The following is a 16,512-nucleotide window of genomic DNA, read 5'->3' as shown; positions in this document are numbered from 1 at the left end:
GAGGAGGGAGCCACTGCGGTGGGGGCACCTCCCGTGCCCGTAGGGCTACGGGGGACATTGGCGACCGACGACAACGCTGCGAGCGTGCGTGCCAGGCGTCGCGAGCCCGGCAAGATCGGCAAGACACTCCCTAGCCCGCCGGGCCCTCGGGCGCGGGCTGCGCGCGCAGGCCCGCGATCTGCTCGGCGCTGACCTCGACCGTGCGGCGCATGTGGGCGGTGAGGAAGGCCAGTTCGTCCTCCGTGTACGCGTCGAACATCGCCGCCCACGGGGTGCCCACGCGCTCCCACACCGCACCGAACTCGGCCATCCGCCCGGGCACGGTGGCCACGAGCACCCGCCGCCGGTCGTTCGCGTCGCGCTCGCGGGTGACGTACCCGGCCCGTTCCAGCCGGTCGACGAGCCGGGTCGCGGAGCCGGTGGTGAGCCCGGTCAGCTCGGCGATGCGCCCGGTGGTGACGGGGCCGGGCTCCAGGTCGAGCAGGTTCAGGCACTGCACGTCGGTGGGGTGCAGCCCCAGGTGGTCGGCGAGGGCCTGGTTGAACAGCGCGTACGCGGCCATGTAGCGGCGGGCCTCACCGGACAGCTCGGCCATCAGCCGCTTCCTTCGCACCATGCGCAGAGTGTACGAAGCGGTCCGCCCCGCGCCGGGACCCGCCGGGCCCCCGCCGGGGCAGGCCCCGCGGCGGCCGGCGCCCTACGGCCGCTCCGCCGTCAGGTACCGCTGGATGGTGGGCGCGACCCAGGCGATCACTTCCTCGCGCGGCATCTCGGCGGCGGGCTCGAGCCGCACCACGTACCGGGCCAGCGCGAGGCCCAGGAACTGCGAGGCGGCGAGCGCGGCGCGGCGCGGGGCCTCGGCCGGGTCGGGGCAGACGGCGGCCACGACGGGTCCGAGCTGCTCGGCGAACACCGCCCGCATGCGCTCGGCGCCCGCCTCCATGGTGACGCCGACCCGCAGTACGCCGGTCAGGACGTCGTCCTGCTCCCAGCGGTCGAGGAAGTGCGAGACCAGGGCGGCACCGATGTGCTTGGCGGGCGCCGCTCCGAACTCGGGCATGCGCAGGTCCATCTCGGAGGCGGCGACGAAGAGCCCCTCCTTGTTGCCGTAGTACCGCATGACCATGGACGGGTCGATGCCCGCGTCCCGGGCGATGGCGCGGATGGTGGCGCGCTCGTATCCGTCCGCGGCGAACCGCTCCCTGGCCGCCTCCAGAATGGCGGCGCGGGTGGCGTCGGAGCGGCGAGCAGTCGTCATGCCAACAACTGTAGGCCAACACCCGTTGACACGCCAGCCGGGCGGTGGCTAGTGTTGCCAACAAGCGTTGACCAACGGCTGTTGACCGGGAGGGTCCGGCGGCCGCGGAGCAGCGATCGTCAAGCCGAGGAGGCTGCCATGGAAGGCACGGCCGGCACGGAGATCGACGTCATCGTGGTGGGCGCTGGCCCCACCGGACTGCTGCTCGCGGGCGACCTCGCCTCCGCGGGCCTGAGCGTCACGGTCGTCGAGCGGCGACCCCACGAGGTCAGCAACATGACGCGCGCCTTCGGCGTGCACGCCCGCACGCTGGAGCAGCTCGACGCCCGGGACCTGGCCGACGAGCTGGTCAAGACGGGCACCACGATCGACCGCATGAGCCTCTTCCAGCGGCTGACGCTCGACCTGTCGCACCTCCCCACCCGCTTCCCCTTCATCCTCATCACCCCGCAGTACGAGGTCGAGCGCCTGCTGGAGCGCCGCGCCATCGCCGCCGGCGTGGAGTTCCGGTACGGCACGGAGCTGCGTGCCCTGCGCCAGGAGACCGGCGCGGTGACCGCCGAGGTCACCGGCGCGGACGGGACGGGGACCACGCTGCGCGCCCGCTGTCTCGTGGGCGCCGACGGTCACCGCAGCGCCGTGCGCCGCGAGCTGGGACTGCCCTTCCCCGGCCGTTCGGTCATCCGGTCCATCGTGCTGGCCGACGTCCGCCTCGCCGAGAAGCCCGCCGGCCTGGTCACGGTCAATGGCACCGGCGAGACCTTCGCCTTCATCGCCCCCTTCGGCGACGGCTGGTACCGGGTCATGGGCTGGAACCGCCACCGCCAGGTCCCCGACAGCGAGCCCGTCGACCTCGAAGAGGTGCGCGGCATCACGCGGTCCGCCTTCGGCACGGACTACGGCATGCGCGACGCCCGCTGGATCTCCCGCTTCCACAGCGACGAGCGCCAGGTCCCCGCCTACCGGACCGGCCGCGTCTTCCTCGCCGGGGACGCGGCGCACGTCCATTCCCCGGCGGGCGGCCAGGGACTGAACACCGGGCTCCAGGACGCGGCGAACCTCTCCTGGAAGCTCGTCTCCGTCCTGCGCGGGGACGCCCCCGACCCCGAGGCCCTGCTCGACAGCTACCACGCCGAGCGGCACCCCGTCGGCCGGATGGTGCTGCGCAGCAGCGGCGGCCTCCTCCGCCTCGCCATGGCCCACGGCCCCTTCCAGCGGGCCGTCCGCGCCCTCGGCACCCGCGTCATCAACACGGTCCGCCCCGCGGCCACCAAGGTGGCCGGCGGGATCACCGGCGTCGGGATCGCGTACGGCGCCCCGCGCGGCGCCCACCGCCTGACGGGCCGGCGCGCCCCGGACGTGGCACTGACCGAGGGGCGGCTGTACGCGCTGCTCCGCAAGGGCGAGTTCGTCCTCATCGCCCCGCAGGGCGCCCCGGCCCGGACCCCCGACGTGCCGGTGCCCGGCCGGGTCATACGGGCGAGCTGGGCGAACACCGCCCGCCGCGACACCCTCCTGGTCCGCCCCGACGGCTACATCGCCTGGGCCACGGACTGAAACGGACTGAACTAGTCCAGGACGTGCCGCAGATACGCCTGCGGGTCGGCGAGGTAGCGGCGCCAGTGGTCGACGAGGGCCAGGTCCCGCCAGGCCACCCGCCGCAGGCCGTGCTCGCCGACCTCGACGATGTCGGCGCCCGGCAGCGCGGTCAGCAGCGGGGAGTGGGTGGCGCAGATGACCTGGCCGCCCCGCTTCACCAACTGGTCCAGGTGCCCGAGGAGTTCGAGGCAGGAGCTGAACGAGAGCGCCGCCTCGGGCTCGTCCATCACATACAGCCCGGGCTGGAGGAACTTGCCCCGGAACGCCGCCAGGAAGCCCTCGCCATGACTGACCGCATCCGGTGCGAACCCCTCCCGGTCCAGCGCGTCGAGCGCCGTCTCGGCCCGCAGGAAGAAGCCCTTGCGGGCGGCCCGGCTCGCCAGCATCCGCCGCCCGCGGGAGGTCGCGGCCTCGAACCGCACCCGCTCCCCCAGCACCGACTTGCCCCGCTGCGTGGCGTACCGCCAGTCGTGCGAGCCGCCCCAGGAGTCCAGGCCGAAGCCCTCCGCCAGGGCCTCGACCAGGGTCGACTTGCCCGAGCCGTTCTCCCCGACCAGAAACGTCACGGGCGCGGTGAACCGCAGCCCCTCCTCCATCAGCCACCGCACACACGGCACCGACCAGGGCCACTCGCCCTCGTCATGGCCGGCCACATGGGCGTACGCACGTTCGACGATCACGCCCCGAGTCTCACCGCCACCACCGCCCCGGGGCAAACGGCGTCAGAAGACGTACGGGTCGCCCGTCGCCAGGACCAGCACCCGGTGGTCGTTGTCGGCCGGGTTCCGGTCGGTCGCGCCGCCGTTCCACGCGGTGGCCACCCGCGCCGTCAGCTCCTGCGGCGCACCGGCGGTCCGCAGGGCGAGCGCCGTCTCGTGCCGCGTGCCGTCCACCCGCAGCGGACCGGTGGAGCACAGCACCTCGCGCTCGCCGCCCCAGACGCAGCCGTCCGGCAGGTCGTGCCCGGCGGCGAGCGGAACCGAGAAGGCCAGCCGCACGGTGGTGTCGTCGAGCGCCGAGGGACCGCGGTTCTCACTGAGCAGTACGACGTCCAGCCGCCCGTCCCAGTAGGAGAGGTGACCGTGGTGCGCCACATCCGCCTCCGGCCCCACATGCTCCGCGGGCCCCAAGTCCCCCGCGGGGCGCACGTGCCCTGCCGAGCCCACGGACCCCGTGGGCCGCACATGCCCGGCGGCCCCGCCGCCCGCGCCCACCGTCGCCACCACGGCGGTGGCCACGGCCACCACCAGCAGACTCCCGCGCATCGCCATCATGCCCGAAACATACCTATATGACCGGCCGTCACTCGCCTCCCCCGCCGCTCGGGCGCGATCTTCGCGGCCACTTATGCTGGCCGCGTACCGGCCGCTCGATCACCTGCGCGAGGAGTACCCCCATGACCGCCGCCACCCCCGCCGCCGACCCCGGTCCCTCCGCCACGCCCGGCTCCCCCGGCGCTCCGGTCGCCGTCGTCACCGGGGCGAGCAGCGGCATCGGCGCCGCCACGGCACGGCAGCTCGCCGCGGCCGGCCACCACGTCGTGCTCGTCGCCCGCCGCGAGGACCGCGTCGAGGCGCTGGCCGCCGAGCTGACCGCCGCCGGCCACGGGGCGACGGCATACGCGCTCGACGTGACCGACCGCGCGGCCGTCGACGCCTTCGCCGCGAGCCTCGACCGCTTCCCCTCGGTCGACGTCCTCGTCAACAACGCGGGCGGGGCCCTCGGCGCCGACCCCGTCGCCACCGGAGACCCCGCCGACTGGCGCCGGATGTACGAGGTCAACGTGATCGGCACGCTCCACATGACCCAGGCCCTGCTGCCCGCGCTCACCGCGAGCGGCGCCGGCACGGTGGTCGTGGTCAGCTCCACCGCCGGGCACGCCACCTACGAGGGCGGCGCGGGCTACGTCGCCGCCAAGAACGGCGCCCGCGTCCTCGCCGAGACCCTCCGCCTGGAGATCGTGGGCACGCCGGTCCGCGTCATCGAGGTCGCCCCCGGCATGGTCAAGACCGACGAGTTCGCCACCACCCGGTTCCGCGGCGACACCGAGAAGGCGGCCAAGGTCTACGCGGGCGTCCCCGACCCCCTCACCGCCGACGACGTCGCCGACACCATCACCTGGGCGGTCACCCGCCCCGCCCACGTCAACATCGACCTCCTCGTCGTCCGCCCCCGCGCCCAGGCCTCCAACACCAAGGTCCACCGGGAGGCGTAGCCCCCCGGCGCAGGCGAAGCGCCCCGGGCGCCGACCCACCGGCACGGCGAAGGGCCCCGGCGTCAACCCGCCGGGGCCCTCCCCGTCCCCCACACCGGCATCAGCGGCCACGCACCAGCCGGCCGCGTCACCGATCCGTCCGACCAGTGCGCCCAGCCCTTCAGCCCTTCACGCACACCACCTGCTTGAGCTTCGCCACGACCTGCACCAGGTCCCGCTGCTGGTCGATGACCTGCTCGATCGGCTTGTACGCGCCGGGGATCTCGTCCACGACGCCGGAGTCCTTGCGGCACTCCACACCCCGCGTCTGGTCCTCCAGGTCCCGCGTCGTGAACCGCCGCTTGGCGGCACTGCGGCTCATCTTCCGCCCCGCGCCGTGCGAGGCCGAGTTGAAGGAGGCCTCGTTGCCCAGGCCCTTCACGATGTACGAGCCGGTGCCCATCGAGCCCGGGATGATCCCGAACTCGCCGGAACCGGCCCGGATCGCGCCCTTGCGGGTGACCAGCAGGTCCATCCCGTCGTACCGCTCCTCCGCCACGTAGTTGTGGTGGCAGGAGATGACCGGCTCGAAGGTGACCTTGGCCTTCTTGAACTCCTTGCGGACCACGTCCTGGAAGAGCGCCATCATGATCGCGCGGTTGTGCTTGGCGTACTCCTGCGCCCAGAAGAGGTCGTTGCGGTACGCCGCCATCTGCGGGGTGTCCGCCACGAAGACGGCGAGGTCGCGGTCGACCAGCCCCTGGTTGTGCGGGAGCTTCTGCGCCTGGCCGATGTGGTACTCGGCGAGTTCCTTGCCGATGTTGCGGGAACCGGAGTGCAGCATCAGCCAGACGGAACCCGACTCGTCGATGCAGAGTTCGACGAAGTGGTTGCCCCCGCCGAGCGTTCCCATCTGCTTCGCCGCCCGGTCCCGGCGGAACCTGACCGCTTCCGCCACCCCGTCGAACCGCGACCAGAAGTCGTCCCAGCCCGCCGTCGGCAGGCCGTGCAGCCGGCCGGGGTCCACCACGTCGTCGTGCATGCCGCGTCCGACCGGGATGGCCTGCTCGATCTTCGAGCGCAGCCGCGACAGGTCGCCGGGCAGGTCGTTCGCCGTCAGCGACGTCTTCACCGCCGACATGCCGCAGCCGATGTCCACACCGACCGCCGCCGGGCAGACCGCCCCGTGCATCGCGATCACCGAACCGACCGTCGCGCCCTTGCCGTAGTGCACGTCCGGCATCACGGCCAGTCCCTTGATCCAGGGCAGGGTGGCGACGTTCTGGAGCTGCCGCATCGCCCCGTCCTCCACCGCGGAAGGATCGGTCCACATCCGGATCGGGACCTTCGCCCCGGGCACCTCTACATACGACATAGTTCCTCAATTCCCCCGTTAAGTCTGGAAGCGCAAAAACCGGCTCCAAGGTCCGTATAAGCGACAACGGACCGGCATCGACGGCAGCGCGTGCGATACACATTGTGTCCATCGGCCGGCGACGAGCGGCAACCCGTTTTCCCAAGCCCGGCCGTACCGACCGGCACCAGAGCGAAAGGAGCCCGGGACCGTGCAGCGAAGGGCGTACGTACCCGGCGTGGCCGCACTCCTCGCGGCGCTCACCTTCGGCGTGGCCGGCCTCACCGGCTGCAGCGCCGGCTCCGGTCCGGACGGTGGTACCACCGACTCCAAGGCGGGCGGGCCCTCCGACACCGCCGGCCGCCCCGGCAAGTACCGCACGCTCCTCGAGCCCTGCGGCTCCCTCCAGCGGTCCACGCTCAAGGACCTGCTGCCGGGCGCCGCCCTGCTGCCCGAGGAGCAGCGCGAGCGGGTCTACCGCGGCACCCCCGCCGTGACGTACGACACCGACCGCCGCGCCGGATGCAGTTGGAAGAGCGAGGGCCCGGACGCCTCCCACCAGCTCACCCTGGACTTCGAGCGCGTCGTCTCCTACGACCCCGCCGTCAGTGACGACGACCGCGCCCAGCAGGTCTACGCGGAGAAGGAGACCGCCGCCGGCCTCCCCTCCCCGCAGGCCGCCGCCCCCGCCGACGGCACGGCGCAGTCCCCCGCCCCGCCCGCCTCCGGCGCAGCCGCCTCCCCCGCCTCCTCCGCCGCCGCCGGCGCCCCCGGCACCACGCCGAGGAGCACCCCCTCCCCCGCCCCCACCGGGAGCCCCGCCACGCCCGAGGGCCTGGAGCCCCGCGTGCTGGCCGACCTCGGCGACGCGGCGTTCATCGACGACGTCCTCGCCCGCGCCGGTTCGACCGCCCGGCACCGCACCGTGAGCGTGGTGTTCCGCACATCGAACGTCATCGTGACCATCCGGTACGGCGAGCAGCCCGCCCGCGTCACCGAGGTGCCCGACAGCAAGGAACTGCAGGAAAAGGCCCAGGGCCTGGCCCGGAACCTCGCCGACAGTTTCGACGAGTAGCCGCGGCCGAACCGTCCCGTTCCGTCCCCGGCCCGCCGCCGCCCCCGCGCCGACTCGGGCTACCGTGTCGGGACCGTAGACCGTAGGACCTCCGGACCGTACGACAAGCGACTGAAGGAACCATGCACCGATCAGCCCCGCGACTCACCCGCATACTCGCCTGCGCAGCCGTACCGGTGATGCTCGTCGTCGCCGGCTGCTCGTCGGACTCCGACAGCAAGGGCGGCAAGAGCGACGCGACCGCGCAGTCGCCGTCCACCGCCTCCTCGCCGCAGGCCGCCACGAAGCCCACGCCGACCGTCGCGCCCCCGAAGTACACGGAGCTGCCCGAGGCGTGCAAGGCGATCACCGCCAAGACGATCGAGGACCTGGTGCCGGAGGTGAAGAACGAGAAGGGCACGCCCGGCAAGTCCACCGACACGGCCAGCCGTGGGAGCTGCGCGTGGAACGGCCTGGACGACAAGGGCGTCAAGGGCTCGCAGTACCGCTGGCTCGACATCTCGCTCCTGCGCTACGACTCCGACCCCTCGCTCGGCAGCGGCGAGCAGCGCGCCCAGGCGAACTACACCAAGGAGGTCGCCAAGGTGAAGGCGACCGAGGGTGCCACCAGCGTCAAGACCTCGCCCGCGGCGGGCGTCGGCAACGAGGCGACGGCCGTCAGCTACGGCCTGAAGAAGACCGACGAGGACTTCAAGTACGCGGCGATCGTGACCCGTACGGAGAACGTCCTGATCACCGTCTCCTACAACGGCGCCGGTTACGCGGGCGCCACGACCCCGACCCCGTCGGACCTGATGGAGGACGCGGTCAAGGCCACCAAGGAGGCGGTTGCCGCGGTCGCGGCGGCCAACAAGTAACCCCCCAGGAACGGTTTTCGGAGCCCGGCCCTCCCCCGAGGTCCGGGCTCCGCACACGTGTGCCAGGCTTTGCCCGCTCGGACACATCAAGGGGAGGGGATCGCGGGTGGCCGCGATGAAGCTGACACGGACCCACCGCATACTCATCGGGGTCGTCATCACGGGTGCCGTGATCATCGCCGGCATCGGCTTCGCCGGCTCGTACGCGGCGGTGCGCGAGCTCGCCGAGCGGAAGGGCTTCGGCGACTTCTCGCTCGTCTTCCCCATCGGCATCGACGCCGGTATCTGCGTCCTGCTCGCCCTCGACCTGCTGCTGACCTGGCTGCGCATCCCCTTCCCGCTGCTGCGCCAGACCGCCTGGCTGCTGACCGCCGCGACGATCGCCTTCAACGGCGCGGCCTCCTGGCCCGACCCGCTCGGCGTCGGCATGCACGCCGTCATCCCGGTGCTGTTCGTCGTCGCGGTGGAGGCGGCGCGGCACGCGATCGGCCGGATCGCCGACATCACGGCCGACAAGCACATGGAGGGCGTACGCCTCACCCGGTGGCTGCTCTCGCCCGTGCCCACGTTCCGGCTGTGGCGCCGGATGAAGCTGTGGGAGCTGCGCTCCTACGAGCAGGTCATCAAGCTGGAACAGGACCGGCTGATCTACCAGGCCCGCCTCCAGGCGCGATTCGGCCGGGCCTGGCGCCGCAAGGCCCCCGTGGAGGCGCTGATGCCGCTGCGGCTGGCCAAGTACGGCGTGCCGCTCGCCGAGACGGCCCCGGCGGGCCTCGCGGCGGCGGGCATCGAGCCGGTGCTGCTGCCCCCGAGCCCGGTCCAGCCGGCCAAGACCCCGCCCGAGCTGGAGCCCCACCGGAGCCCCGAGGAGCAGGACGAGCCCCAGGCCGCCCCGCACCCCGAACCGCAGCCGCACCCCGAACCGCAGCCGCAGCCGCAGCCGCAGCCGGAACCCCAGCCCGTGCCCGAGGCCGCCCCCCAGCTCCCCGCCAACCACGAGAGCCCCTGGTTCGCCGCCGCGCACCTGCCGCAGGACACCCCCGCGCGCCCCTACGCGCCCGCCCACACCGAGGGCCCGGAGCCCGCTCCGGCGCACATCCCGCCCGGCCCCGGCACCGACGACGAACCACTGCCCGCCGGACCGGCCGGCCCGCACGCCGAGGACTTCGGCCCGTCCGCCCCCGATCCCGCCGACCCGGACGCCGAGGAGTTCGGCCGCCTCGCGTACCCGGTGTTCAAGCAGTACGTCGACGAGAACAACGACTGGCCCAGCGTGGACGTCCTCGACATACACCTCGCCGACGGCTACGGCATCCGTCACCCCCTCAGCGCGGTCCTGCTGCGCCGCCTGCTGCCCGAGTACAAGAACCGCTACCAGGCCGAACTCGCCGCCGAACACATCGCCTGACCCCCTCGCCGCCCCACCGGCGAACCTCCTCGCCACCCACCGGCGAACCCCTCCCCGTCCGACCCCCGAACGCCTCCCCGCCCCCGCCCCGCCGCCGGCCCCGGGCCGCTCACCGCTTCGCCCGGACCTTCGCCATCTCGCCGTACACGGCGAGGACCGCGCCCAGTACCGCGATCACGGCGTACCCGGCCGTCGGGATCTCCCACCACTTGTGGAGCAGGCCCCAGGGCCCGTCCCCGAAGGTCCGTCCGGCGACGCCGAGCGCGCCCTGGATGCCGGTGAACCAACCGATGATTGCCACGATCTCCTTCATGGCTCCACGGTCCCGTCCCGGCCGCCCGGAAACGTCCTGCGGCGGACCGAGACCCGGGTCATCCGAAGGATGCAGAAACGCCCGGAGGGCTCTCACCCGCGGGTGAGAGCCCTCCGAGGAGCGGGGCGTCAGGCGCCGAGCAGCTTGCGCACCCGGTCCGCGCCGACCGCCAGCAGCAGCGTGGGCAGCCGCGGACCGGTGTCCCGGCCCACCAGGAGCTGGTACAGCAGGGCGAAGAAGGTGCGCTGGGCGACCTTCAGCTCCGGCGTCGGCTTCGCCTCCGGGTCGAGCCCGGCCATCACCTTCGGCACGCCGTAGACGAGCGTGGTGAGACCGTCCAGCGACCAGTGGCTGTCCAGGCCCTCCAGCAGCAGCCGCAGCGACTCGCGGCCCTCCTCGTCCAGCGAGCCGAGCAGCTCGGTGTCGGGCGCGGAGCGGACGATGGTGCGCTGCTCGGCCGGGACCTGGGTGGAGATCCAGTTCTCCGCGCGGTCCAGCCGGGGGCGGGCCTCGTCGAGCGAGGACAGCGGGGTGGCCGGGTCGAGCTCGCTCAGGATGCGCAGCGTCTGCTCGTCGTGGCCGGCGGTGATGTCGACGACCGAGGCGAGCGTGCGGTACGGCAGGGGGCGGGGCGTACGCGGCAGCTCACCGGCCGCCGTGCGCACCGCGCGGGAGTGGGCGGCGGCGTCGGCCGGCAGCACACTGCCGTCGGCGACCTTGGCCTCCAGCTTGTCCCACTCGTCGTACAGCCGCTGGATCTCCTGGTCGAAGGCGATCTTGAAGGCCTGGTTGGGCTTGCGGCGCGCGTACAGCCAGCGCAGCAGCGGCGCCTCCATGATCTGGAGCGCGTCGGCCGGGGTGGGCACGCCGCCCTTCGAGGACGACATCTTCGCCATGCCCGAGATGCCGACGAACGCGTACATCGGGCCGATCGGCTGGACGCCGTCGAACACCTCGCGCACGATCTGCCCGCCCACGACGAACGACGAGCCGGGCGAGGAGTGGTCGACACCGCTGGGCTCGAAGATCACGCCCTCGTAGGCCCAGCGCATCGGCCAGTCGACCTTCCAGACCAGCTTGCCGCGGTTGAACTCGCTCAGCTTCACCGTCTCGGAGAAGCCGCAGGCGCAGTCGTAGGCCATCTCCGTCGACTCGTCGTCGTAGGAGGTGACGGTGGTCAGGTCCTTGCCGCACTGCCCGCAGTACGGCTTGTACGGGAAGTAGCCGCCGGTGCCGCCGGAGCCGTCGTCCTCGCCGGCCGCGCCGGAGCCCTCCTCGGCGACCAGCTCGGCCTCGTCGACCGGCTTCTGCTGCTGCTTCTTCGGCTTGCCGGTCGCCTTGTCCTTCGTGCGGTACCGGTCGAGGATCGCGTCGATCGCCGCCCGGTGCCGCATCGCGTGCAGGATCTGCTCGCGGTACACGCCGGAGGTGTACTGCTCGGTCTGGCTGATGCCGTCGTACTCCACGCCCAGCTCGGCCAGCGCCGCGGTCATCCCGGCCTTGAAGTGCTCCGCCCAGTTCGCGTACGCGGAGCCGGCCGGGGCCGGGACCGAGGTCAGCGGCTTGCCGATGTGCTCCTGCCAGGAGTCGTCGACGCCGGGCACACCGGCCGGCACCTTGCGGTACCGGTCGTAGTCGTCCCAGGAGATCAGGTGCCGGACCTCGTACCCCCGCCGCCGGATCTCGTCGGCCACCAGGTGCGGGGTCATGACCTCGCGGAGGTTGCCCAGGTGGATGGGGCCCGACGGCGACAGCCCGGAGGCGACCACGACCGGTTTCCCAGGCGCACGTCGCTCCGATTCGGCGATGACCTCGTCCGCGAAACGGGAGACCCAGTCGGTCTCGGTGCTGCTCTGAGCCACGATCGGCACGTCCTTGATTCCTCGGTCTTCTCGAAGGCTGGCGTAAGACATTCTCCCAGACGGAACGACGTCCCCCGAGGTTGTCCACAGGCCGGGCAAAGCCACGACAAAGAGCTTGCGGACCCATGGGACACTTGACAACCGGAATAGGCATTCACCACCACGACAGGAACGGAAGCTCATGGCCTCGGTCCCTTCCCTCGCTTCGACCGTGCAGCAGCGCCTCGCGGACGCCCTGACGGCAGCCCTGCCGGAGGCCGGCTCCGCCGACCCGCTGCTGCGACGAAGCGACCGGGCCGACTTCCAGGCCAACGGCATCCTGGCCCTGGCCAAGAAGCTCAAGGGCAACCCGCGCGAGCTGGCGACCAAGGTCGTCGGAGCCATCCCCGCCAATGACGTCCTCGAGGACATCGAGGTCTCCGGCCCCGGCTTCCTCAACATCACCGTCAGCGACAAGGCGATCCTGGACACCCTCGCCGCCCGCGCCGCCGACGACCGCCTCGGCGTGCCGTACGCCGCGAGCGCCGGCACCACGGTGATCGACTACGCCCAGCCGAACGTGGCGAAGGAGATGCACGTCGGGCACCTCCGCTCCGCCGTCATCGGCGACGCCATGGTCAAGATCCTGGAATTCGCGGGCGAGAAGGTGATCCGCCGCCACCACATCGGCGACTGGGGCACCCAGTTCGGCATGCTCATCCAGTACCTGATCGAGCACCCGCACGAGCTGGACCACAAGGACTCGGCCACCTCCGGCGAGGAGGCCATGTCCAACCTGAACCGCCTCTACAAGGCCGCCCGTGCCCTGTTCGACTCCGACGAGGAGTTCAAGGCCCGCTCTCGCGACCGGGTGGTGGCCCTCCAGTCCGGTGACACGGAAACTCTCGCCCTGTGGCAGCGGTTCGTCGACGAGTCGAAGATCTACTTCTACTCGGTCTTCAACAAGCTGGACATGGAGATCAACGACCCGGACGTGGTCGGCGAGTCCGGCTACAACGACATGCTGGACGAGACCTGCCGCCTGCTGGAGGAATCCGGCGTCGCGGTCCGCTCCGAGGGCGCGCTGTGCGTCTTCTTCGACGACGTCAAGGGCCCGGACGGCAACCCGGTCCCGCTGATCGTCAAGAAGTCCAACGGCGGTTACGGCTACGCGGCCACCGACCTGTCCGCCATCCGCGACCGCGTCCAGAAGCTCGGCGCGGACACCCTGGTGTACGTCGTGGACGCCCGCCAGTCGCTCCACTTCAAGATGGTCTTCGAGACCGCCCGCCGCGCGGGCTGGCTGGGCGACCAGGTGCACGCCGTCCAGCTCGCCTTCGGCACGGTCCTGGGCAAGGACGGCAAGCCGTTCAAGACCCGTGAGGGCGAGACGGTGCGGCTGGTCGACCTGCTGGACGAGGCGATCGAGCGGGCTGCGGCCGTGGTGCGCGAGAAGGCCCAGGACCTGACCGAGGACGAGATCGCCGAGCGCGCCGCCCAGGTCGGCATCGGCGCGATCAAGTACGCCGACCTGTCCACCTCCGCGTCCCGCGACTACAAGTTCGACCTGGACCAGATGGTGTCGCTCAACGGCGACACGTCCGTCTACCTCCAGTACGCGTACGCCCGGATCAAGTCGATCATCCGCAAGGCCGGCGAGGCCAGGCCCGCCGCCCACCCGGAGATCGCCCTGGCCCCGGCCGAGCGCGCCCTGGGCCTGCACCTGGACCAGTTCGGCGAGACGCTGGCCGAGGTGGCGGACTCGTACGAGCCGCACAAGCTGGCCGCGTACCTCTACCAGCTCGCGTCCCACTACACGGCGTTCTACTCGGAGTGCCCGGTCCTCAAGGCCGACACCCCCGAGCAGGTCGAGAACCGCCTGTTCCTGTGCGACCTCACGGCCCGCACCCTCCACCAGGGCATGGCGCTCCTCGGCATCCGCACCCCCGAGCGCCTCTGACCGACGCGCGCCCGGTCGCCGCGCCCCTCGGCGCGGCGACCGGGACGACCGCCTCCTCAGCCCTCGCCCGACACGTGCGGGATCCAGCCGCTCCCGCCGAGGGGGTGGTCGTACGCGGGGCGCCCGGTGATGGCGCTGATGGCGAACGGACGGCCCCGGTCGTCGATCCGCAGCGTCCCCCGCCGGCCCTCGCTGCTCCACTCCAGCTCCAGGTACCAGCGCACGGAGTACCCGGCCGTGTGCGCGGTCACCCGCAGCACCTGCGGATCGCTCGCGGACGCCGTGTACGGGAAGTCGCCCGCCGGGATCTCCCGGTCGCCCTGCCGTCCGGCCACGGGCACGGCGCGCGGCCGTGCCGCGTCCAGGTTGACGTCGAAGCTCTGCGGCGTCATGTCTCCCCCGCAGCCCACGCCCATGGTGTACGCGTTCCACGGCAGCGGCGCGTCCTTCTCCACCACCCGTACGTGCAGTGCGTGAAGGACCACGGTGTCCTCGCCGGTGCCCTGCACGGCGAGCTCCATCAGCATGTCGCCGCCGGGCGCCCCGCCCAGGGCGGTCACCCAGCCCCGCGCCTCCTGCTCCGAGGGGGGCGGCGGCACCCGCGCGGGCGGCTGGTCCACCACGTACACCTGGCTGCACGGATCGCGCCAGACGTACGGGCGTACGTCCACGGTCAGCGGTACGCCTCCGTCGCGCCGGTCCGGCACGGCGCTCCTGGGCGGCGTGGCCCCGGACGGCGCGGCGGAGGGCGCGGTGGCCCCGGCGGCCGGGGTGGGCGTGCCGGTGGGGGCGGACGGTGACGGTGCCGTGGGGGCGCCGGTGGCGGGAGAGCCGGACGGGCCGGCGGACGCGGACGCGGGCGCGGTGGCGGACCGGGCGGTGCCGGGTCCGGCCCCGGCACCGGCGGGGCCGGGCGAGCCGGAGCCCATGGCCAGGGCCAGCGCGGTGGAGGCGGTCAGCACGACGAGGGCCGCCGCCGCGGCGACGAGCCTGATCCGGCGCCGGGACCCCTGGTGGGCGGGCTCCCCGGTGGGCGCGGCCGCGAGCACGGTCACGGGTTCGTCGTCCGCCGGCCCCGGAGGCGGCGCCCCCGGGTCGTCGGCCCCCGCTCCCGCCGGAGCGTCACCCGCACCCGCCGCAACGGCCCCCGTCTCCGGCGACGCAGCACCCGCGCCCGTTTCCGGCGGCGCGTCACCCGCCCCCGCTTCCTCCGGCGCGTCACGAGCGCTCCCTGCCCCGGCCCCCGTCTCCGCCGACGCATCACCCGCACCCGCCACCCCCTGCATCGCGGCCGCCCGCCCACGCCGCTTGGCGTCGTCCGCGACGATCCAGCGCCGGTGCAGCGCCACCATCTCGTCGCGGGACGCGCCGCACAGCCGCGCGAGCCGCTCCACGGGGGCGAACTCCGTGGGCACGGCGTCCCCGTTGCAGTACCGGTGCAGCGTCGAGGTGCTCATGTGGGCCCGCTTGGCGAGCACGCCGTAGCTGAGCCCAGAGCGCTCCTTCAGCCCGCGCAACGCCTCCGCGAAGCCTTCCGTCTCGGTCCCCACCCAGCGTTCCCCTCTACGGCACCATTCCGGGACGGCGTTCCAGGCACTCAACGAACCTGCAGGTCACGGCCGTTCCGGCGTTCCAGCGTTCCCCATTCTCCCGTGCCGATTGCCCGTGAATCACGCCGCCCGGCACGGTGTGTCCAGCACCACCGCAAGGGGGAACACCGATGCGGCCGCTCCGCCGCCTCCACCTCACCGACGCCTGCGCCACCGGCGTACTGATCGCCTGCGCGGCCGTCGTCATCGCACTGATCAACCGTCACTGACCATCACCCACGGGGGAGTACGAACCACCATGCGCACCTTCCGCACCCGCACCACCGCCGCCGCCGCGACCGCCCTCCTGGCCGCGCTGTCGCTCACCGCCTGCCAGGAGAACCCCTCGGCCACGCCCACGCCCGCCTCCCCCGCCGCGAAGGCGATCCCGACGCCCGACCGGGCGACCCCCGACGGGGCGACGCCCGGCCAGGCGTCCTCCGGGGCGACCAGCGGTGGTGCGACCGGCACGCCGGCCGGCGACGGTTCGTCCCCCGGCAAGCCCGCCGCCACCCCCACCGGCGGCGCGCAGGGGGAACCGGGCTCCGGCGCCCCCGCCACCGAGCCGTGCGGCGCCGACGTCAAGGTCACCTACACGCCCGTCAGCCGCCCCCTGAACCACGGCCTGCTCACCCTCACCAACACCGGCGCACAGCCGTGCGACGCCTACCACGCGCCGCTGCTCCGCTTCGACGACGCGCAGGCCACCACGCCCGTCAACGACGCCAGCAAGCCGCATGCCGTGGTCACCGTCGCTCCCGGCGAGTCGGCCTACGCGTCCATCACGCTGGCGGCCGCCGACGGGAGCGGCAGCCACGGCGGCACTGCCCGCACGCTCGAGGTGCGCTTCGCCCCGCGCAGCGGCGAGGGTTCGACGGACGCCGCGCCCGCCGTGATCACGCTGCCCGCCGCCACGTACACCGACAGCTCCGCGAGCGTCACCCACTGGCTGCGCTCCATGGACGACGCGCTCATGCACTGAACCCCGCCGCGCCCACCACGCGACACATCGAGCCACCTGTGACCCGTCTGCGCCCATGCGCCCCCGTTGCGCCCACCGCCGG

15 protein-coding genes are annotated in these 16,512 nt (G+C 73.0%); 7 read left to right on the top strand and 8 right to left on the bottom strand.

The features are described 5' to 3' along the window. Positions 1 to 130 precede the first annotated feature (130 nt). On the bottom strand, positions 131 to 616 hold the full coding sequence (locus tag E2B92_RS24540; protein WP_235023959.1) for a MarR family winged helix-turn-helix transcriptional regulator: 486 nt from the start codon (positions 614 to 616) through the stop codon (positions 131 to 133). Between the two features lie 81 nt (positions 617 to 697). After that, positions 698 to 1,258 (bottom strand): TetR/AcrR family transcriptional regulator, encoded by a 561-nt coding sequence (locus tag E2B92_RS24535; RefSeq protein WP_126883960.1) that lies wholly within the window; start codon positions 1,256 to 1,258, stop codon positions 698 to 700. A gap of 138 nt (positions 1,259 to 1,396) precedes the next feature. On the opposite strand from E2B92_RS24535, the gene E2B92_RS24530 reads away from it, so the two are divergent. Further along, positions 1,397 to 2,815: an FAD-dependent monooxygenase gene (locus E2B92_RS24530; RefSeq protein ID WP_126883961.1), complete on the top strand. Its 1,419-nt coding sequence runs from the start codon at positions 1,397 to 1,399 to the stop codon at positions 2,813 to 2,815. Positions 2,816 to 2,826: 11 nt separating this feature from the next. On the opposite strand, the gene E2B92_RS24525 is transcribed toward E2B92_RS24530, so the two are convergent. Next, positions 2,827 to 3,537 carry an AAA family ATPase gene (locus tag E2B92_RS24525; protein WP_126883962.1) on the bottom strand — a complete coding sequence of 237 codons (711 nt, stop codon included), beginning with the start codon at positions 3,535 to 3,537 and terminating at the stop codon, positions 2,827 to 2,829. A 42-nt stretch (positions 3,538 to 3,579) separates the two neighbouring features. Then, positions 3,580 to 4,131, bottom strand: coding sequence for a hypothetical protein (locus E2B92_RS24520; RefSeq protein ID WP_126883963.1), 552 nt, complete (start codon positions 4,129 to 4,131; stop codon positions 3,580 to 3,582). Between the two features lie 122 nt (positions 4,132 to 4,253). Here E2B92_RS24520 and E2B92_RS24515 point away from each other — a divergent pair, with 122 nt between their 5' ends. Continuing rightward, positions 4,254 to 5,072 (top strand): SDR family NAD(P)-dependent oxidoreductase, encoded by an 819-nt coding sequence (locus E2B92_RS24515; protein WP_133087690.1) that lies wholly within the window; start codon positions 4,254 to 4,256, stop codon positions 5,070 to 5,072. 160 nt (positions 5,073 to 5,232) lie between these two features. Here the strand turns inward: E2B92_RS24515 and E2B92_RS24510 are convergent, their stop codons facing one another. After that, on the bottom strand, positions 5,233 to 6,426 hold the full coding sequence (locus E2B92_RS24510) for an RtcB family protein (protein WP_126883965.1): 1,194 nt from the start codon (positions 6,424 to 6,426) through the stop codon (positions 5,233 to 5,235). A gap of 190 nt (positions 6,427 to 6,616) precedes the next feature. Here E2B92_RS24510 and E2B92_RS33055 point away from each other — a divergent pair, with 190 nt between their 5' ends. From E2B92_RS33055 to E2B92_RS24495, 3 genes are all read left to right on the top strand, one after another. Further along, entirely contained in the window at positions 6,617 to 7,480 is an 864-nt protein-coding gene (locus E2B92_RS33055; RefSeq protein WP_200836977.1) for a DUF3558 domain-containing protein, read from the top strand. 122 nt (positions 7,481 to 7,602) lie between these two features. Next, the gene (locus tag E2B92_RS24500; protein ID WP_126889576.1) at positions 7,603 to 8,337 is read left to right on the top strand and encodes a DUF3558 domain-containing protein; all 735 of its coding nucleotides are present in this window, start codon (positions 7,603 to 7,605) and stop codon (positions 8,335 to 8,337) included. Between the two features lie 106 nt (positions 8,338 to 8,443). Further along, a complete protein-coding gene (locus E2B92_RS24495; protein WP_443070300.1) occupies positions 8,444 to 9,745 on the top strand; it encodes a DUF2637 domain-containing protein in 1,302 nt (433 codons plus the stop codon). Between the two features lie 109 nt (positions 9,746 to 9,854). Here E2B92_RS24495 and E2B92_RS24490 read toward each other — a convergent pair whose 3' ends face one another. Together E2B92_RS24490 and lysS are read right to left on the bottom strand one after the other, a co-directional pair. Next, positions 9,855 to 10,046, bottom strand: coding sequence for a hypothetical protein (locus E2B92_RS24490; RefSeq protein WP_235023958.1), 192 nt, complete (start codon positions 10,044 to 10,046; stop codon positions 9,855 to 9,857). Between the two features lie 140 nt (positions 10,047 to 10,186). Then, a complete protein-coding gene (gene lysS / locus E2B92_RS24485; protein ID WP_126889324.1) occupies positions 10,187 to 11,929 on the bottom strand; it encodes a lysine--tRNA ligase in 1,743 nt (580 codons plus the stop codon). 172 nt (positions 11,930 to 12,101) lie between these two features. On the opposite strand from lysS, the gene argS reads away from it, so the two are divergent. Further along, entirely contained in the window at positions 12,102 to 13,859 is a 1,758-nt protein-coding gene (gene argS, locus E2B92_RS24480) for an arginine--tRNA ligase (RefSeq protein ID WP_126889323.1), read from the top strand. Between the two features lie 56 nt (positions 13,860 to 13,915). Here argS and E2B92_RS24475 read toward each other — a convergent pair whose 3' ends face one another. Then, positions 13,916 to 15,409, bottom strand: a complete 1,494-nt coding sequence (locus E2B92_RS24475) for a helix-turn-helix domain-containing protein (RefSeq protein ID WP_133087688.1) — start codon at positions 15,407 to 15,409, stop codon at positions 13,916 to 13,918. A gap of 298 nt (positions 15,410 to 15,707) precedes the next feature. Between E2B92_RS24475 and E2B92_RS24470 the strand changes: the two genes are divergently transcribed. Continuing rightward, on the top strand, positions 15,708 to 16,430 hold the full coding sequence (locus E2B92_RS24470) for a DUF4232 domain-containing protein (RefSeq protein ID WP_126888500.1): 723 nt from the start codon (positions 15,708 to 15,710) through the stop codon (positions 16,428 to 16,430). Positions 16,431 to 16,512 lie beyond the last annotated feature (82 nt).

Source organism: Streptomyces sp. WAC05374 (genome assembly GCF_004353505.1).
Classification (GTDB): Bacteria; Actinomycetota; Actinomycetes; order Streptomycetales; family Streptomycetaceae; genus Streptomyces.
This window is presented reverse-complemented; position numbering and strand designations above follow the sequence as displayed.

Coding starts and splice junctions, on each gene's coding strand:
- E2B92_RS24530 (WP_126883961.1), top strand. CDS start 1,397: ATGGAAGGCACGGCCGGCACGGAGATCGACGTCATCGTGGTGGGCGCT.
- E2B92_RS24535 (WP_126883960.1), bottom strand. CDS start 1,258: ATGACGACTGCTCGCCGCTCCGACGCCACCCGCGCCGCCATTCTGGAG.
- E2B92_RS24540 (WP_235023959.1), bottom strand. CDS start 616: ATGGTGCGAAGGAAGCGGCTGATGGCCGAGCTGTCCGGTGAGGCCCGC.
- argS (WP_126889323.1), top strand. CDS start 12,102: ATGGCCTCGGTCCCTTCCCTCGCTTCGACCGTGCAGCAGCGCCTCGCG.
- E2B92_RS24515 (WP_133087690.1), top strand. CDS start 4,254: ATGACCGCCGCCACCCCCGCCGCCGACCCCGGTCCCTCCGCCACGCCC.
- E2B92_RS24500 (WP_126889576.1), top strand. CDS start 7,603: ATGCACCGATCAGCCCCGCGACTCACCCGCATACTCGCCTGCGCAGCC.
- E2B92_RS24510 (WP_126883965.1), bottom strand. CDS start 6,426: ATGTCGTATGTAGAGGTGCCCGGGGCGAAGGTCCCGATCCGGATGTGG.
- E2B92_RS24470 (WP_126888500.1), top strand. CDS start 15,708: ATGCGCACCTTCCGCACCCGCACCACCGCCGCCGCCGCGACCGCCCTC.
- E2B92_RS24520 (WP_126883963.1), bottom strand. CDS start 4,131: ATGATGGCGATGCGCGGGAGTCTGCTGGTGGTGGCCGTGGCCACCGCC.